Source organism: Paraplanobispora takensis, assembly GCF_016863195.1.
Classification (GTDB): Bacteria; Actinomycetota; Actinomycetes; order Streptosporangiales; family Streptosporangiaceae; genus Planobispora; species Planobispora takensis.
The window spans coordinates 1-1,587 of the sequence record NZ_BOOK01000126.1 but is presented as its reverse complement, the minus strand read 5'-3'; the positions used below and the strand labels follow the sequence as shown (position 1 = coordinate 1,587).

The 1,587-nt window shown below is 68.0% G+C and carries 1 protein-coding gene; it reads right to left on the bottom strand.

All coding sequences use genetic code 11. The features are described from left to right. Positions 1-124 precede the first annotated feature (124 nt). Positions 125-1,540, bottom strand: coding sequence for an ATP-binding protein (locus Pta02_RS42155; RefSeq protein ID WP_275423664.1), 1,416 nt, complete (start codon positions 1,538-1,540; stop codon positions 125-127). Positions 1,541-1,587: the final 47 nt, after the last annotated feature.

The following is a 1,587-nucleotide window of genomic DNA, read 5'->3' as shown; positions in this document are numbered from 1 at the left end:
ACTCATCCGGAGCGCCGGCCAAAACCGCAACCGCTCGCTGGCCGGGGGAGCAGGAAATGTCGGTGAGAAGTAGCAGCACGCGAATGCCGTCAGACCAGGCGGCATGACCCGTCGGCGGACCCGGTCATGGCCGGTTGTCGTCTGCCTCCAGTTTCTGTGCGGTCCGCAGCCAGGCCGCGGTCTGGCGGTCGATGCTCGCCTCCAGCCGGTTCATTGCTGCTGAGCGCCGGTCCCGTCCACTGGCGTCCCGGTCGCCCTCGCTCGCCCGCCGATCGTCGGCGGACGCCTGCCGATCGGCCAAGCCCTGTGCCCGCGTGCTGTCCTGCTCTCGATCGGTCGCCAGCCGCAGCTGGCGCAGCGCCTTCAGCTGGCGCCGGATCTCTTCACGATCCTGTCGGTTCTGCTCACGCTCGGCCGCGGCCTGATCACGCGCGGCGGCGAGCAGAGCCGCTTCGGTGGCCAATCCGGCGCCGTCCCAGGCCAGCAGGCCGTGCCGGCGGGCGGTGTCGCGGTCGCGCTGCTCGGCCGCGCGATCACGCAACTCCGCCGCCCAGAGCAGATCATGCAGGTGCCGGTCTGCGGTGTCTTCTTCCTCGCGCCGTAGCTGGGCTTGCCGCACGTGCGCCTCGGCCTCCTGATCGCGCTCGCTAGCTACGTGATCACGGCGCTGAGCGGCATCATCGCGCAGGGTGGCCGCTTGATCCCGCTTCTGACTCATGGCATCACGTTGAGCAGCGACCCGATCCCGCCAGGACGCCTCCTCATTCTCACGGTGCTGCGGATGGTCACTCATGGTCGTCTCCGGATGCTTTCGAGAATGACTCATTTGAGGTAATTGCGACCTATTGGTCTCCTCGCGCTCGGTGAGAACCTGAAACAGCAGTTCGGTTCCGTGCCGGTCCAGCTCCATGTAGCCCAGCCCGTCTATGCATAAAAGGTCGACGCGGCCGTAGCGAGCGATGGTCTTGGTCAGTAACTTCTCATCGGCGGTCTCGACCAGCTCGTTGACCAGCTTGGCGGCCAGGGTGTGGATGACGGCCGGATCCACGTTGGAGTTGGCCTCGAAGTCGAACTCGCGCAGCGATCTCTGTCGTGGGAAGCTCGCCAGCCTGATCCGCCGCTCGGAGGCCTTGCGGGCGCGGTAGCCGCATTCGGCCATCAACAGCTCGGCCAAGAAGCCCAGATAGCTCATCTGGTTGCGGGGAGCGATGGCGGCCGGCTCGACGAACTGGCCGCGGATGGTCGGCAGGTGCAGCCGCTGGCAGGCCTGGTAGATCGAGGTCTCGGCCGCTTCCTCGGTCAGCGCGCGGCGGTGAAAGGTGATCATGGCAGCTCTTCCTCGGAGGCGGGCCGGCCGCCGGATAGTCGGCGAGAGCACCGCGGGCTCATCCAGCCAGGCCAGGTGCTCGGGTCGATCCGGTGACGGCTCGACGACGGAGGCATCGTCGGCTTGGGCGATCCTGCGGGCCTCCAGCGCGACGACATCGGCGCTGAGCGCGCCCACCGTCAGCGCGGCGGCGATGCCGGCCCACACGGGCATGGGCCATGCGCCGGTGCAGCAGCACCTCGATCAGCTCCCCGGTGGTC